General features: G+C 54.4%; 11 protein-coding genes. 7 read left to right on the plus strand and 4 right to left on the minus strand.

Annotated features, from left to right (window positions below; all coding sequences use genetic code 11):
* Positions 1-41: 41 nt before the first annotated feature.
* The gene (locus M4D81_RS26050) at positions 42-260 is read right to left on the minus strand and encodes a helix-hairpin-helix domain-containing protein (RefSeq protein ID WP_260068533.1); all 219 of its coding nucleotides are present in this window, start codon (positions 258-260) and stop codon (positions 42-44) included.
* A 305-nt stretch (positions 261-565) separates the two neighbouring features.
* On the opposite strand from M4D81_RS26050, the gene M4D81_RS26055 reads away from it, so the two are divergent.
* Together M4D81_RS26055 and fhuB are read left to right on the plus strand one after the other, a co-directional pair.
* A complete protein-coding gene (locus M4D81_RS26055; RefSeq protein ID WP_260068534.1) occupies positions 566-1,600 on the plus strand; it encodes an ABC transporter substrate-binding protein in 1,035 nt (344 codons plus the stop codon).
* Positions 1,597-3,702, plus strand: a complete 2,106-nt coding sequence (gene fhuB / locus M4D81_RS26060) for a Fe(3+)-hydroxamate ABC transporter permease FhuB (RefSeq protein ID WP_260068535.1) — start codon at positions 1,597-1,599, stop codon at positions 3,700-3,702. The genes M4D81_RS26055 and fhuB overlap by 4 nt, the downstream gene beginning before the upstream one ends.
* Before the next feature lie 134 nt (positions 3,703-3,836).
* Here the strand turns inward: fhuB and M4D81_RS26065 are convergent, their stop codons facing one another.
* Positions 3,837-4,769 carry an ArsR/SmtB family transcription factor gene (locus tag M4D81_RS26065; protein ID WP_260068536.1) on the minus strand — a complete coding sequence of 311 codons (933 nt, stop codon included), beginning with the start codon at positions 4,767-4,769 and terminating at the stop codon, positions 3,837-3,839.
* A gap of 146 nt (positions 4,770-4,915) precedes the next feature.
* On the opposite strand from M4D81_RS26065, the gene M4D81_RS26070 reads away from it, so the two are divergent.
* A complete protein-coding gene (locus M4D81_RS26070; RefSeq protein WP_260068537.1) occupies positions 4,916-7,717 on the plus strand; it encodes a glycoside hydrolase family 2 protein in 2,802 nt (933 codons plus the stop codon).
* 390 nt (positions 7,718-8,107) lie between these two features.
* Here M4D81_RS26070 and comI read toward each other — a convergent pair whose 3' ends face one another.
* Together comI and M4D81_RS26080 are read right to left on the minus strand one after the other, a co-directional pair.
* Positions 8,108-8,203, minus strand: coding sequence for a competence inhibitor ComI (gene comI, locus M4D81_RS26075; RefSeq protein WP_260068538.1), 96 nt, complete (start codon positions 8,201-8,203; stop codon positions 8,108-8,110).
* Between the two features lie 134 nt (positions 8,204-8,337).
* On the minus strand, positions 8,338-9,000 hold the full coding sequence (locus M4D81_RS26080) for a M50 family metallopeptidase (RefSeq protein ID WP_260068539.1): 663 nt from the start codon (positions 8,998-9,000) through the stop codon (positions 8,338-8,340).
* Positions 9,001-9,138: 138 nt separating this feature from the next.
* Here M4D81_RS26080 and M4D81_RS26085 point away from each other — a divergent pair, with 138 nt between their 5' ends.
* The 4 genes from M4D81_RS26085 (at position 9,139) to M4D81_RS26100 (ending at position 15,542) form a co-directional block, all read left to right on the plus strand.
* Positions 9,139-11,121: a TerB N-terminal domain-containing protein gene (locus tag M4D81_RS26085; RefSeq protein ID WP_260068540.1), complete on the plus strand. Its 1,983-nt coding sequence runs from the start codon at positions 9,139-9,141 to the stop codon at positions 11,119-11,121.
* Positions 11,122-11,183: 62 nt separating this feature from the next.
* Positions 11,184-12,521, plus strand: coding sequence for an ATP-binding protein (locus M4D81_RS26090; protein WP_260068541.1), 1,338 nt, complete (start codon positions 11,184-11,186; stop codon positions 12,519-12,521).
* Entirely contained in the window at positions 12,518-14,737 is a 2,220-nt protein-coding gene (locus M4D81_RS26095) for a DEAD/DEAH box helicase (RefSeq protein WP_260068542.1), read from the plus strand. Before M4D81_RS26090 ends, M4D81_RS26095 begins: the two co-directional genes overlap by 4 nt.
* Positions 14,685-15,542 carry a phosphotransferase gene (locus M4D81_RS26100; RefSeq protein ID WP_260068543.1) on the plus strand — a complete coding sequence of 286 codons (858 nt, stop codon included), beginning with the start codon at positions 14,685-14,687 and terminating at the stop codon, positions 15,540-15,542. The genes M4D81_RS26095 and M4D81_RS26100 overlap by 53 nt, the downstream gene beginning before the upstream one ends.
* Positions 15,543-15,655: the final 113 nt, after the last annotated feature.

The following is a 15,655-nucleotide window of genomic DNA, read 5'->3' on the forward strand; positions in this document are numbered from 1 at the left end:
ATCCCTGGTCCTTATGGCTTCAGGAGACCTATCTTGTTTATTTATTCTTTGAAGGCTAGTCCCTTCTCGGCGAGAGCTTCACGTAGTATTCTGACCGCTTTGGGTCCTACCCCGTGAAGCGCCAGCAGTTCTTTCTCGGATGCTTGGGTGAGGTCGGCAAGCTGATGATAGCCTGCAACGATAAGGGCTTGACGTGCAGGTTTGCCGGCCTTAACAGGAAAGTCGCTTTCTGCAGCCGGAGTGGGGGGTTTGTCACGCATGGAGATCCCTCTCTTTTCGATTGTTTTGTTTAATGGATACAAGGCACAAGAATAGTGGTAGAGGTTAAGTTTGTAGGAATAATCAGTAAGATTATGTTATACATCTAATGTTCTGTAAAGAACGAATCCTATACTCATGGAAGAAGGATTCATGGATCGTTTAGACAATCTTCATAAATTCTATTGACAATCTTAATGAGAATAATTATCATTGTGCTGAGTGTTGATAATGATAATTGTTCTCAATAATTATTATTAATAAACAATATCTACAATACATAGAGGGTATGAGGGGGAGAAATTCGATGCGCAGTATGAAGGGTCTCGTGTTTATCGTATTGATATTTGCTTTGGCTTTAGCCGGTTGCGGCGGGGGTGCGGCATCCAATGAAGGAGGCAGCTCCACGGCAGCGAAGAATTCGGATCAAGGGGCCGCACAGGGCGGGGATAACACTGAAAGCACGCCGGAGACCCGAACCATCAAGCACGCTCTGGGCGAGACGAAAATTACGGGCGTTCCGAAGCGTATTGTCGCGCTGGAATGGCTTTACGCAGAGGATGTCCTTGCACTTGGTGTTCAGCCTGTGGGCATTGCAGACATTGAAGGGATGAACCAATGGGTGAACATCCCCGTAGAGATTGGGGCGGACGTTACCGATGTCGGCACCCGTCAAGAGCCGAATCTGGAGCTGATCGCTTCCTTGAAGCCGGACCTGATCATCGGTTTGAAATCGAATCTTGAAGCCGGCTATGATACGTACAACAGCATCGCGCCTACCTTGGTGTTTGATCCTTATCCGACTGAGGGACAAGGGGATCAATATGAAGAGATGGTTAATACCTTCAATACGATTGCCGACGTGCTTGGCAAGAAAGACGAAGCCGCAAAAGTGCTGAGCGATCTGGATCAAACCTATGCCAATGCCAAATCCAAGCTTGAAGCAGCCGGCATGACGGAAAAACCGTTTGCGCTCGCCATGGGATACAGTAACCAGAATGCGGTGACGTTCCGGATTTCAACGGATAATTCCTTGGCCGTCAAAATTCTGGAGCACATCGGGCTGACTAATGCCCACAAACCTGATCAATTTGAGGTTTATGGCTTTACCACCACAGACGTAGAGGCATTGCCTGCCCTTCAGGATGCGAATTTCCTGCATATTATCCAGGAGAGCGATAACATCATCGAGAACCAATTGAAGGACAATCCGGTGTGGAAAGGTCTGAACTTTGTTAAAGAAGACCGCGTGTACGCACTTGGCGGTGACATGTGGCCATACGGCGGCCCATTGTCTGCCCAAACCATGGCCCAGAAGACAGCTGATCTGCTCACAAAATGAGTCTCGGCAACAAACTGGCACAAGGCTCCGCGCCGGTGAGCATCCATCCAGCCCCACCCGTTTCCTCAGGTAGGGGCTGGAAGCCGTTATGGTTGCTGGTTGGAGGCCTGGTGGCTCTGTTATTTCTCACGTTTATCAGCTTAACGCAAGGGCTAGCCGATATATCCGTCAATACGGTCGTGCAGGCTCTGTTATCTCCGCAGGATATTGCGGATCACCATCTCATCCGCAGCGTGCGCCTTCCGCGTACGGTCATGGGCCTGTTGGCTGGCGCCGCCTTGGCGGTGTCGGGCGTGCTTATGCAGACCGTCACGCGCAACCCGCTGGCCTCGGAGACGACGCTTGGCGTAAATGCCGGCGCTTATTTGGCCGTCGTGGCGGGGATGATCTTCTGGCCGGGACTGCTGCATCAGTATGCCCTTCCACTGGCAGTGGCAGGCGGAACGCTGGCGGCTGTCGCCGTCTATGCGCTGGCGGGAAAAACGCAGGGCTCTCCTCTGCGGATTGCATTATCCGGGATGATTGTTACCCTGGTTTTATCCTCCGTTACGAGTGCGCTGGTGCTGCTGAACCAGCAAACGACGCAGGGGATTTTTCTGTGGGGCTCCGGCTCGCTTATTCAGAATGACTGGGATGGCGTAGCTTTTTCATGGCCGTGGATCATTGGCGGGCTGATCGTGCTGTGTTTGGCGGTACGCCAGTGGGACATTCTCACCCTCAATGAGGAGTCGGCACGTTCCCTTGGCCAAAAAGTCGGCACCACCCGCTTGCTTGCGATGGGAGCAGCGATTGTGCTGGCCTGCGTGACCGTGAGCGTGGTCGGCCCGATCGGCTTTATCGGGCTTGTCGCTCCCCATCTGGTCCGCCTGTCCGGCGTGGTCCGGCATGCGGGGTTAATTCCGCTGGCTGCCTTATGGGGCTCGGCACTCCTTGTCGGGGCCGATACGGTGGCCAGGATGTTCATAAACGCCTACGGTGAGCTTCCGGTCGGGGCCATTACGGCCATGATCGGAGCCCCGTGCCTCATCTGGCTTGCAATGCGGGTATCCCGCTCGTTGATCGGAGGGCGCGGGTCTTCCGGCGGATCGATCATGGCGGGCACGAGCCTGCGCCGGATACCTTATCCGGCCTTGGTAACACTGTTTAGCGTGCTGCTGGTGCTGGTATGGGTATTCAGCCTGATGAGCGGCAGTCTGCGCATTCCCTTCACGGAAGTGCTGGCCGTGCTTACGGGAGGCGGCGAGTCGATGTATCGCCAGATTCTGCTGGAGTTCCGCCTGCCGAGGCTGTTAACTGCCGGATTGTCCGGCATGGCGCTGGCCGTCAGCGGCAGTCTTCTGCAGAATGCGGTCCGCAATCCGCTGGGGGATCCCCAGGTGATTGGAGTGACCAGCGGAGCCGGTGCTGGCGCACTGCTCCTGATGATCGGTTTTCCGCAATTGTCGGCAGGCTGGGTCCCGGTCGGCGCGGTGCTTGGGGGGATGGCTGCAGCCGCTTTGGTATATGCGGTGTCCTGGAAAAGAGGGCTTCATCCGACGATTCTTACACTTGTCGGCATTGCCGTTGCCGCGCTTGGTTCCGCCATCATCAATCTGATGATCATTCATGCCAAGGTCGACGTAGCCCCCGCATTGTCCTGGATGGCGGGAAGCACATATAACCGGGGCTGGACGGAGGTGCAGCGGATTGTTCCCGCTATTCTGATCCTGCTTCCTCTGGCTGCGTGGCTCGGGCGGAAGGTGGATCTGCTGACGTTCAGTGAAGAAAGCTCAACTGGCCTCGGTCTTCATGTGCGGAATACCCGGATGTATGTCGCCATCATTGCGGTGCTGTTGGCTTCGATCGCCGCAGCCAATGTCGGCTCGGTCGGCTTTATCGGACTGCTTGCGCCGCATGCCGCCAGGATGCTGGTTGGGGCTCGCCATCGGCAATCGATGGTCATCGCGGCGCTGCTCGGCGGAATTTTGCTGGCTGGGGCAGACTGGATCGGGCGGGTGGTCATGATTCCGAAGGAATTGCCATCGGGTATCGTTACCGCGCTTCTCGGTGCGCCGTACCTGTTATATTTGATGGGAAAAACCAATAAGCTGAAGAAGAAATAACCGTCGTGAGGATTAAATATTCAAAAAGGCTATTCCATAGTCGCCAAGAGAGGTGGCATGGGATAGCCTTTTTTGTCTTCATTCGGTTGATTATTAGATTTGCCTTTTTTTCTTCTTCTGACTGCGGTCGGCTGTTAGGCTTCCGTGTACCGCACAAAAGACAGGATGATATCCTGCGGATGATCTCCGAAACCCGAACCATACAGATTCAGGCCGTTCGGGTGCTCGGCGTCTCTCTTCACTTCAAAGCGGACGCGGATGGGCCGGTTAAACGCAAGCTCCAGCGAATCGATGGTCGTGGCGCTGGACTCGTGGCCATTGACTTGGCTGCCTTGTTTGGTTACGCGCCATTCCGTTAGCAAACCGTACTCGCTGCCGCTTCTCCATTTATCCGGGGTGAGTTTGCCTTTGCGGTCACCAAAATCACCGGGACTTGTCCAAGTGCCTACAGGAAGGTCGTTGATGCTAACGGTGATGTCGGATGGCCAATCCTGCTGAAAGGAAGGCGCCTCGGAGCTAAGCTCCGCGCGGATGCGCAGCTCATCAAGAGCCGCTCCGGGCGGCATAGGGTTCGCAAAATAATATTCGATATATCCTGATCCCGAGAACCAGAGCAGCGCAGCCTCCGTTCGTTCCGGCATGTAAAAGGCGCGCGGATCGTCAGGGGACCCGATTAGAGATCCGTCCCGAGCTGCCATACCGCAGGTTGGCTCGATGGAACAGTGGGAGAACATGCCGATCGGCATGTGGATTTCTTCCGTGCGCTGCAGCCCCTCACCTGGCCTCGAGGGCAGCTCGAGAAAAATGGAGCGGCAGGTGACGGCGCAGATTTTTTCCCGATTCGCTCCTTGCGAAGAGACGATCAGATCCGCTTGCTCCAGCATCTGGACATTAATGGACACCGTAGGCTGCGCAATCCCAAGCGACTCCGCCAACTGACCGACACTCATCGGTTTATCGCCGAGCGCTTCAAGAATGCGGACACGGACATCACTGGAGAGGGCTTTGGCCACTTCCACGATCCGGGATGCCGGATAACGGTTGGTTTCCAGCTTCGATTCGTTCATAATCCCCTTCCTTTACTGAAGAGTTATAGTGACTCCAAGTGTACAATAAATTCGATATATTGTAAAAGTATAATGTACATTGCATTTATTGTATATAGGTGCTAGAATAGGGGCGAATTCAGAAAAGGAAAGGTTGTGTTCGCTTCATGAAGACTTCTGTAGCACCCTCCATTCATACAGAAATTCCGCGCGCGGAGTACCCCAGACCGGACTTTGAACGAAAAGACTGGCTGAATTTGAACGGCCAGTGGTCGTTTCGGCTCGATACGGAAGGATCAGATGATGTACGGAAACAAGTGGATACTGGCACCGGTGATTCCGCTGCTGTCTTGCAGGGCGGAGACGCCAGCCTGTTTACCTCAGAGATTACGGTGCCGTTCTCTTGGGTCAGTCCCTTGTCCGGTATTGAGCGTAACGAGAAGGGGGTAGGCTGGTATCGTCGGTCCGTGAAATGGGAGCCGGCGAAGAAGCAGTCCCGAGTCTTTCTGCGGTTTGGGGCCGTGGATTATCTGTGCGATGTATGGGTCAATGGCAAGTTTGTCGGCTCGCATCAAGGCGGGTACGGAGCCTTTGAATTTGACGTGACAACGGTGTGGGATTCGGCAAAAGATAATACGATCGTGGTGCGTGCAGAGGACTTCGACCACAATTACCAAGCCCGCGGGAAGCAGGGGTATGGCGAGATCCGGGGCATTTGGCAGCCGGTTTGGCTGGAGGCCCGGCCGCAAACCTACATGGAGCAAGCCATCTTTACGACCTCCATTGACGGTCAGATTGAATTGAAATCCAAGATCCAGGCTCAAGAAGCAGGGGCAGTGACACTCCAACTCTCGTTTGCGGAGGGCTCGGTTACGCATCAGGTGGAGTGGGAACTGCAAGAAGGCGCGAATGAACGGACAACGGTGTTCCAAGTCAACGACCCGCGGCTGTGGAGTCCCGAAACCCCTCACTTATATGAAGGGGAGCTGCGTCTCACGAGTTCTTCCGGCGAAGATGTCGTCCATACTTATTTTGGCATACGGGAGATCGGAACGGCGAAGTTTGACGGACGGGATTACCGCTGGATTACGCTGAACGGAAAGCCGGTCTATTTAAATGGAACGCTGGACCAGTCCTATCACCAGACGGGATTCTTCACTTACCCGACGGATACGGAGATGCGGGACGAGATCTATCTGATGAAACGGCTTGGACTGAACTTCGTGCGGATTCATATCAAGCCGGAGGAACCCCGCAAGCTGTATTGGGCGGATAAACTCGGGATTCTGGTGATGGAGGATATGCCGTGCTTCTGGGGCAATCCGGATGAGACCGCGCGTGCCGCCTATGAGCGCGAAGCGCTGGAAGTGATTGAGCGGGACCGGAATCATCCGTCGATTTTTTCATGGGTCATGTTTAACGAAACTTGGGGACTCCGCACGGATAGTGAGTCTGCCGGCCTGACGGGCGGCGAAGGACAGCATCGGTATTATCTTCCGGAGACCCAGGAGTGGGTAAGGGAGAAATACAGATGGGCCAAGGAGCTGGACCCGACCCGGATTGTGGAAGACAATTCTCCATGCGCTTACGATCATGTGGAGACGGATATCAATACCTGGCATTTTTACATCAACGGTTATGAACCGCTGCGGAATCATATCGAGGAGATTGTCCAGAAGACCTATCCAGGGTCCGAACACAACTATATCGGCGGCAATCAGCAAGGCGACGCTCCGCTCATGAACAGTGAATGCGGGAACGTGTGGGGAATTGACGGAGGAGCCGGGGATAGCGATCTCGCATGGCATTACCGTTACATGCTGAACGAATTCCGGCGCCATGATAAGCTGTGCGGCTTCGTATTTACGGAGTTCCGCGACGTAACAAACGAATTCAACGGCTACTACCGTCTGGATGGGACGGACAAAAAATTTGGGTACGAAGATTTTGTGCCGGGCATGACGATCGCCGATCTGCACACGCCGGACTTCATCGTTATTGACGCACCGCCTTGTCAGACGCTGGACCAAGGGGCAGAGAAGACCATACCACTGCTGCGTTCCAGTTATTCGGATCAATATCATGGGCAGAAGCTTACCCTTGCCTGGGAATTATCCTATGATCAGCTCGGAACGAAGTTTGTGGCTGATCAAGGTACTCTGGAAGTAGCATGGGACGGCTATGGTGTAGCACCAATAACTGAACTGAAGCTTCGCATGCCGGAGACGGATGCGGTTGCCATCCTCGGTGTTCGTCTCTTGAATGAAGGAAGCGGTGTAGTGACGCGTAACTTTACAACGTTTGACGTGCGTGGCGGCAAGGAGCACGGGAACCGGAACTCTGCAGATAGAGCGGAAGGCAACACCGTAAGCATCCCGGTTAACACATTCCGTGAGCAAAGCTTCGCCTACATGTGGGAGGCGCTTCAAGGCTCCAAAGTGAATGGCGGTGGAGAGGGACGATTCATCTATGATGTGCAGCTGCCGGATTGCGACGAACAGCCGCTGATCCGCGATATCGAGATACTCTTCGAGGCTGGCGCGAAACGCTTATTGGCCAGAAATATCGAGGGGGCGCGGCATCGGACGCACGGAATTGACTTTATGCACGGGGCATCGGCGGACGTGGAGTATAACCCGAGCACGTACTATATGACAGATGAAGAGCTGCATGAATCCCGTATCTCCGTGTGGGTGGACGATGTCCAAATCGGCGATGTTGTGCTCGCGGATGACCCTGCCGATAGCCGAGGCGTGCTGTCGTGGCATTATCAGCCGGTCCATAACCTTCTGGAAGAGGCCGGTTCGTACGGATACCTGTGCCAGGCGCAGGTGCCGGGAAGACTCGCGGCAGAGCTTGACCGCAAGCGCAGCTTCCGACTGGAGCTGCGGGCCGAGGAAGGTGGCATCAGTCTGTATGGACGGAATGCAGGCCGCTATCCGATCGATTTGCTGGTGCGGTGCCGGTGATCATGGCAAATACAAACCATTAATGTAAAGTTTAATAGTAATTGGGCTGTCTATTCGTAGTGAAAAACGACTTGCCGGGCAGCCCATTTTTTTATGATGATTTTTCGTTTCGATTTTCTTTGAAAAGCCTCGAGCAGACCATGGGCAATGCCCCAGCGCGGATACGTTGTTATGTGATGGAGCTGCTGCCATTTTCGTTTACCTTCAACTTAATTCTTCTTGTTTCAATGTTCATCCTACACTTTGATACATTTTTTTCATTATGTTATTATATATGTAATAAAGACCAAGTGCAGCGAACACTTGGTCAGTACAATTGGCTTGGATGGTTATCCCTTCTAAGTCGATAGGAACAAAACCCACCTCTGGCCTCAACCTTTGGGTGGGTTTTTACTTTCTCTTGTTGTTATTATTAATGTATGTTAAAAGAGCAAGAATGAACGTTCCAAAAAGGAACATAATCGTTAATGCATCTTTCACTTTCATGGCTTCGCCTCCTTTCGAAGGGAAACCATGCCTGAGGACATTCCAAGCTGCCAACGGGTCCTTCTAAAAAAGCCAGCGTCATTCCAAAGATTGGATAACGCTGGCTTCTTTTGCCTGTCTTGCAATTAACTGTTTCACCGCTTCTTCCAGAACAGCTGGAGCGCCATCCTCGCGCACCACAGGGAGAACAGCAGGAACAACAGTGCCCAGACAAAGGCCGGGAGCACGGTCATGTTGGCCAGGTTGGAGGCGTCGCCTGCTTGCTTGGGCTGGGTCAGCGCCATGGTCAGGAGGGTTAGCGGACCGACCACGGACTCTTCCAGCACGAGAAAGGCAAGCAGCAGGTAGTAGAAATTACGTATTTTTTCGGCGAGGAAATAGAAGATCAAATTCACGATCATAAAAATAATGAGCCACCATAATCCATAGCCGGCGCGAACGAAGAAAATGATCATAATGAGAGCAAGCACGGTAATGGTGATCAGGCCGGTGGCCTGCTTTTTCTTGGCATAGCCGTAGAACATCAGAATGGCGAACAGGGACGCCGACATATAACCTGCTAGCGAGACCACAATCGGACTCCAGCCGCCAGAAGCCAGCATGGAATAGGTCACGCCGCTGTGATCGGGATTCAGCTCGATGCTGAGCACCCGCCCCGACATGAGTAGGGTCATGACGGCATGCCCCAGCTCATGGATCATCGTATCCAGGATACGGAACCAGGAAGAGAAGGGGATCAGCCTTGTCAGAATAGCCGCGCCCACTAGAAATAACAATGCTTTCAGCCATTTATTCATTCGAAGGTCCTTTCAGCATAAAGTCATTCGCTAGACTATCATTCCGTCCATTATAATACAGATGAGAAACATGTGAAAACCGGGTAGTCCCTATCGGTTAAATGGTATAATTGAAGTTGTGACGGAGGTTCATGTTCGATGACAAACGATAAGCCTAACAACGACAATCAGATAAAACATATAAGACAAACTACGCACGTGAGCGACCAGGGGATTCGTTTTGCCGAATTCGAGCTGGCCGGTGATGAGCAGGACGTTTCGCTGCCGGACAAGCACTCAGATATGCTGCATCAGGAGCAGGAACCCATGAATCCTGTGGCACCAACGAAGAAATCCTTGATTGTGAAGCCGCAGCAGCCGCTGGATATGAATTGGGGCGAGGACTTCCGCTACGTGACCAAGGAGCAGCAATTCGTGCAGAAAGCAAGGGAGCTCGCATGGCATGTGGAGGGAGAGGCCCCTTTTGTGGCTTTCAAAAGCTATTGGCCGACCTACGACCAGATGGCCAGCGACCAGTTCAAGTGGTATTTTTACTGGCGGGAGGAAGTCAGGTCCGGGCGGTACCCGGATACGGACTTATCCTATTTGTTTGTCTATTTTTACGAGCTGATCCATGGCGTGGGCTGGAGCGATCCCCTGCAGGGCTATGAATTGATGGAGCAGGCGTGGCATGCCTACCGTAAGCGTTATACCAAGCTGGATACGTACCTGCGGGAGTGGTTATATGATTTTATGATCGTGCATGGCCTGGATATGCCGATCCGCGAAACGTACCAGCGCTTTCCGCGCGTTCTATCCAGTGAGCTGAAGGAGAAGGAATGGAAGCGTCGGTTCTCCCTCCAGCCCGTGGAGCTGACGTGGGAGCTGCTGCTCGATTTGCTGGATTATGACGTGGAGAAGAGCCGTTTTTACCAGGAGAATGGACGCAAGGATCTGGAACAGTATGCCCCCAAGGTGATTGCGCTCGTGGACAGCTACTTAGCCAAAATGAAGGGGCAGCGCTTCATCGACCGTTTTCAGCCGCGGCCTCGGCAGGTGAAACGGCATTTATTCCGCAGCGCGGTGTACGATCATGGATTATACGGGCGAAACGTCGTGCTGACCGTGGTGTCGTTAAGCGAGTATGCTCCTCTGCGTTCCTATATAACGGGACTGGTTCGCTTGACTGAGAATAAACTGCGGGAGCTGAGGGGCTTTAAGGGACGGCTGCGCGGCGCGGATGCAGTTGAGCCCGAAGTGGAAGAGATTATCAGCCGTTATCTGAAAAAAGAGATTCAGGAGCAGCTCGAGGCGGAGCGCAGACAGGCGATACCTGAGGTTCAGATCGACACCGGGAAGCTGCGCCGATTACAGCAGGAGTCGGACCAGGTCCGCGACATGCTGATTACGGAGGAAGCCGGTCTGCAGCAGGCTGAAGTAATCAACAGCCAGCCGGCACCGGAGTCTGCTCCATCTGTTGGTGCTTCTTCAGGCCACTCCGAAGATACGGGAACAAGCACTAACCTGGCTGTGCCTTCCAAGGGTCGGTCCTCCCGAAAATCGGCGGCGAAGAAACCGGATGTGTTCCAGGCGGTGATGGATTTTGATGCGGATCCTTATGAGCTCGATTCCTTAGATGTGCGTGATCAGCTTGATGATGCGGATGTTATCGTTCGTTCCGTGAACACGGAAGAATCGGAATCAGCAGCAGCTAACGGAAGGTCTATGGAGCCGTCAGGGAGTGCTGATGATCGCTTGATGCAGTCCATGGGCTCTCTAGAAGAGCATTCATCTGAAGCTGGGGGTACCCATGTTAGGGACCCGCACGTCGTAGATGAAGAGGCCCTTATAGGGATGACTACAGTAGGAGAGCAGTTGTGGCAATGGGAGGTAGAGGATGAGGAATGGCAGGAGCTCGCAGAGCGTCTAAATCCGATCCACCTGGAGGTTCTCCATGCCCTCAAGGCGGGGCCGAACCGCTCGGAGCTGCAGCAAATTGCGGAGAAGGCCGGTTCTATGCCAGCGTTATTGCTCGATGAGATCAATGAAGCCGCGATGGATACCATTGGTGATCTTTTGATCGATGGAGAGATCATTGCAGATGATTATATAGATATGCTGGAAACATTGAGGTCCGTATAACTGGATGTTTTGAAATCGATAGGATTCGTTATGACTGTAAGATGCTTGAAAGAGGTGGAACTATGACGGAACTAAAAATACCGAAACGGCTCACAACCGCCCTTGTGAACTCTTTGACGGCAGGGGTTGTGCCACGGGTGGGGCTTGAGTTCATCGCCGTCGGCCGGAAGCCGGAGGTGGAGTCGATCCTGCGCGATATGGATAATATCGCTGAGGGCGGCGCCGCCTTCCGCCTGATTACGGGCCGCTACGGAAGTGGCAAAAGCTTCCTGCTGCAGATCATCCGCAACTACGCGATGGACCGCGATTTCGTGGTGGCGGATGCGGATCTGTCGCCGGAGCGGCGGCTGGTGGGCACGAAAGGGCAAGGGCTTGCCACATACCGCGAGCTGATGACCCATCTGTCCACAAGGACGCGTCCGGACGGGGGTGCGCTGGAGGCCATTTTGCAGAAATGGATTGCCGCGATCCAGCAGGACATCATGCAGGAGACGGGCATGCGGCCAGATGATCCTGCCCTGAATGATCGGGTGGAGCTGCAGATCTATGCGGTGACAAACGGCATGCAGAATCTGGTGCACGGGTTTGATTTTGCGAAGGTGCTCGCTGCTTACTGGAACGGCTATAAGCTTGGCGACGATGACCGTAAGGGAGCGGCGCTGCGCTGGCTCCGCGGGGAAGTTCCGACGAAGACGGAGGCGCGTAAGGACCTTGGCGTCGGGGTCATAATCGATGACGACAATTGGTACGATTACATGAAGCTGTGGTCGGAGTTTACGGCTGCCATCGGGTATAAGGGATTGCTATTGTTCATTGACGAAGGGGTCAACCTCTACAAAATCACCAACAGCGTATCCCGCCAAAGCAACTACGAGAAGCTGCTGACCATGTTCAACGACACGATGCAGGGCAAAGCGGAGCATCTGGGTATCTACATGGGCGGTACGCCGCAGTTTGTCGAGGATGAGCGCCGGGGGCTGTTCAGTTATGACGCGCTGCGTTCCCGCCTAATCGACGGACGCTACGGCAGCAGCTCGCTGAGAACGTACACTTCGCCCATCCTGAAGCTGGACATGCTGTCGTATGAGGAGATTCTGATCCTTCTGCAAAAGCTGCGGGATATCCACGCCCTGCACTTCAAATATGAAGCGCAGTTAACGGATGATCAGCTCATTGCATTCATGCAGACGGCCGTGAATAGGTTGGGAGCAGAGGAACTGCTCACCACCCGCGAGGTGGTGCGGGATTTCATGGATCTGCTGCATACGCTGCATCAGCATCCGGAGGCCACGTTTGAAGAGCTGCTAGGCGAGCGTGCCGAAGCGCAGCCGCAGGGCAAAGGGCCAGATGGTGCCGATTCGGACGATCTGGACGATCTGCTGGCGGAGTTTGAATTATGAATGCGAACCCTTTTTCCAGACTGGCCCCGTTTATTCAGGAATTCATCTATAAAAAAAGATGGGATACACTCCGTGAGGCGCAGGTGGAAGCCTGCCGGGTGCTGTTCGACACGCCCAATCATCTGCTGATCGCTTCCGGTACGGCATCGGGCAAGACCGAAGCCGCGTTCTTCCCGGCGCTGACGGAACTGTACAACGTGCCTTCCAGCTCAGTAGGGATCCTCTATATCGGCCCGCTTAAGGCACTGATAAACGACCAATTCGAACGCATCTCCGATCTGTTGAAAGAGGGTCAGGTGCCGGTATGGCATTGGCATGGCGATGTTTCTCAAGCCGAGAAAACGAAGCTGATGCAGAAGCCGTCGGGCGTGCTGCAGATTACGCCGGAATCGCTTGAAGGGCTGCTCATGAACCGGCCGAACGCCATCCCGGCGCTGTTTCAGGATTTGCGGTATGTCATCATTGACGAGGTGCATGCCTTTATGGGAGCGGATCGGGGCATTCAGGTGCTGAGCCAGCTGACCCGGATCGAGCGAATGGCTTCCTGTTCGCCTCGCCGTATCGGGCTGTCGGCTACGCTTAGCGATTACGAGACCGCAGCGGGCTGGCTGGGCGCAGGAACGAAGAACGCGGTCGAAGTCGTCTCGCCGCAAGGGGGGCGGAAGCTCCGGCTGTCGGTCGAGCATTTCTCCTTCCCGGATGCGCGGGATGAGAAGCAGGCGGAGCAGCTGGAGCTTGCTCGTAAAGCCTATTACGATTTCGTATACGACAACACGCATCTGAAAAAAGCGCTGGTCTTCACGAACAGCCGCTCGGATGCCGAGCTGACCACACTCGAGCTGCGCCGGATTGCCGCCAAGCGCGAGCAGCGGGACGTCTTCCATGTGCACCATGGAAGCATCTCCGCGATGCTGCGCGAGGAAGCCGAGGCCGCGCTCCGCGAAGGGCCGGGGCCAGCGGTTGCGGCAGCCACCCTGACGCTGGAGCTCGGCATCGATCTCGGCGAGCTGGAGCGGGTGATTCAGCTGGGCGCGCCGTACAGCTGCTCCAGCTTCGTTCAGCGGCTCGGCCGCTCCGGCCGGCGCGGGGATCAGGCCTCCGAGATGATGTTCCTCTGTCCGGAGGACGAGGATGAGGAGGCCATGCTGCCTGCGCGCATGCCATGGATGCTGCTCCGGGCCATTGCGGTCATCGAGCTGTATATTCGCGAGAAGTGGGTCGAACCGCTGGCCCTGCGGAAGAAGCCGGTGGGCGTGCTCTATCATCAGACGATGAGCACGCTCAAGAGCATGGGCGAGGCAGAGCCGCCGGATCTGGCGAGAGCGGTGCTGACGCTGCCGGCTTTCCGCGGCATCGAGCCGGAGGAATACAAAGAGTTCTTGCAGTATTTGCTCCAGACGGACCATATCCAGCGTACGGAGGAAGGAAGCTTGATCATCGGCCTTGGCGGGGAGAAAATCGTGAACAACTACCGCTTCTACGCGGTGTTTAAGGACGATGAAGAGCATGTCGTATATAACGGGTCCGAAGAAATCGGATCGATTACGACCGTGCCGCCGCCGGGCTACTGCTTCTCGCTCGCGGGCAAGTTGTGGAAGGTGGAGGAAGTCGATACGAAGCATAAGGCCCTGTATGTAAAGTCGGCTAAAGGCAAGGTCGATACCTTATGGCTTGGCGCAGGCGGCGATGTGCATACTCGCGTGGTGCAGAAGATGCGGGAGGTGCTGGCGGACAGCGCCATTTATCCGTATCTGGCGCCGGGCGCGGTGAATCGTCTGGAACGGGCTCGTCGTCTCGCCCGGGAAAGCGGACTGCTGAAGCAGGTGGTCCTACCGGCGGGCGGCGACTCCCTGTTCATCCTGCCTTGGGCGGGCAGCAAGCAGTTCCGCACGCTGGAACGACTGCTGAAGCATAATCTGTCCGAGCGGCTGGCGCTGCGCTCCATCGTGCCGATGGAGCCGTATTATATGGTGGTTGCGGGTAGGGTCGATCATAAGACGCTGATGGAGGAAATCAAGCAGGAACTGATGGATTGCGAGGACGCAAGCGCGCTCCTGGATCCGGACGAAGCGCCATATCTCGGCAAGTATGACGAGTTCGTCCCGCCGAAGCTCGTTCGCACCGCTTTTGCCGCCGACGGATTGGATCTGGAGGGATTGGCTGATGTGCTGGGGATGGCACATGGAGCAGCGGGAAGGGGAGCTATGGATGTGTGACAAGGAGGAAATACTTCATGGTGGCAATGTGAACGAAGTCGTACGTATCGGTAATAACGTTCATCGTACGACTGAATGGAGTTCTTTCGTGCATGACTTGCTTCGACACTTGGATAAGCAGGGGTTTGAAGGCGCCCCCAAGTTCATAGGCATTGATCATAGCGGTCGCGAGATCTTGTCTTACATTCCTGGCGAAGTGCCGGGAAACCAATATCCTGATTTTAAACCCTATATATGGTCGGATCATACCCTTATCCAGAGTGCTGTGTTGTTACGGCGTTATCATGACGCCGTACAGGACTTTGCCGCAACTTCAATCCAACCGGAGGTTGCACATAACTCTCAGGCTTCGGGGGAATGGGACGAAGAAGTGGTCTGTCACAATGATGCCGCGCCATACAATATCGTGTTTCAAGACGAGGTGCCGGTTGCACTGATTGATTTTGATCTGGCTGCGCCAGGTCCAAGAATCTGGGACGTCGTTTATATGCTGTACACCTCAGTCCCGCTGGCAAGCTTTGCAATAGATTACACTACGGGGACATCGATACCTTATCAATCGGAATTACATGCTGCGGATCGCACGCAGAGAGTATCGCTGTTCTTTAAGTCCTATGGCATATCACCTCCTCCCAACCTGAAAGAATGGACTATTAGACGCATCAAGGCATTATGCGATACACTTACAACCGGTGCGGCACAAGGCAACAAGGCTTACCAGAACATGATCGACGAGGGGCATGTGGCCCATTATGAGCGAGAGATTCAATTTCTGCAGGCACACTTTGAAGAGTGGTACCGATGAAGGGGACCGATTTGAAGAGTGCCTGCTTTTTTTCATATCTATCCCCCAGGGGTCGCTGAGCATAATCGAAAAAATATTTGTAACCCCTTCCAAAAAAACATTGTGTTCACCTC

The organism is Paenibacillus sp. p3-SID867 (assembly GCF_025142895.1).
Lineage (GTDB): Bacteria > Bacillota > Bacilli > Paenibacillales > Paenibacillaceae > Paenibacillus_AQ.

Coding starts and splice junctions, on each gene's coding strand:
- M4D81_RS26100 (WP_260068543.1), top strand. CDS start 14,685: ATGTGCTGGGGATGGCACATGGAGCAGCGGGAAGGGGAGCTATGGATG.
- M4D81_RS26080 (WP_260068539.1), bottom strand. CDS start 9,000: ATGAATAAATGGCTGAAAGCATTGTTATTTCTAGTGGGCGCGGCTATT.
- M4D81_RS26090 (WP_260068541.1), top strand. CDS start 11,184: ATGACGGAACTAAAAATACCGAAACGGCTCACAACCGCCCTTGTGAAC.
- comI (WP_260068538.1), bottom strand. CDS start 8,203: ATGAAAGTGAAAGATGCATTAACGATTATGTTCCTTTTTGGAACGTTC.
- M4D81_RS26095 (WP_260068542.1), top strand. CDS start 12,518: ATGAATGCGAACCCTTTTTCCAGACTGGCCCCGTTTATTCAGGAATTC.
- M4D81_RS26085 (WP_260068540.1), top strand. CDS start 9,139: ATGACAAACGATAAGCCTAACAACGACAATCAGATAAAACATATAAGA.
- M4D81_RS26065 (WP_260068536.1), bottom strand. CDS start 4,769: ATGAACGAATCGAAGCTGGAAACCAACCGTTATCCGGCATCCCGGATC.
- M4D81_RS26070 (WP_260068537.1), top strand. CDS start 4,916: ATGAAGACTTCTGTAGCACCCTCCATTCATACAGAAATTCCGCGCGCG.
- M4D81_RS26050 (WP_260068533.1), bottom strand. CDS start 260: ATGCGTGACAAACCCCCCACTCCGGCTGCAGAAAGCGACTTTCCTGTT.
- M4D81_RS26055 (WP_260068534.1), top strand. CDS start 566: ATGCGCAGTATGAAGGGTCTCGTGTTTATCGTATTGATATTTGCTTTG.
- fhuB (WP_260068535.1), top strand. CDS start 1,597: ATGAGTCTCGGCAACAAACTGGCACAAGGCTCCGCGCCGGTGAGCATC.